This is a genomic window from Sneathia sp. DSM 16631, from assembly GCF_014892235.1.
In the GTDB taxonomy this organism is placed as follows: domain Bacteria; phylum Fusobacteriota; class Fusobacteriia; order Fusobacteriales; family Leptotrichiaceae; genus Sneathia; species Sneathia vaginalis.
Window position 1 is genome coordinate 1 of sequence record NZ_JADBHL010000056.1, and the last position, 235, is coordinate 235.

1 protein-coding gene is annotated in these 235 nt (G+C 34.9%); it reads left to right on the plus strand.

Annotated elements, in window-relative coordinates:
* The coding region (locus IMK15_RS06400; protein WP_192942298.1) for a hypothetical protein at positions 1-235 on the plus strand (235 nt) is incomplete at both ends.

Consider the following 235-nt stretch of genomic DNA (forward strand, 5'->3'; position numbering starts at 1 on the left):
ATGGTGAAGTTACTTTAAATGCTAACTCTAATGTTTCTGCTGGTAAAGGTAAGAAGACTACTGCTAGTGTTGAAGCTGATGGTAAAGGTCATGTTACTGTACAAGGTGAAAACAAACATATCAAAGGTAATGTAACTATTAGTGCTGATGGTAAGTTTGGTGCTGATAATACTAATGGTGTTAACAAGTTAGAAGGTAATGCTAACACTAATGGTACTGCTACTATTAAAGGTCA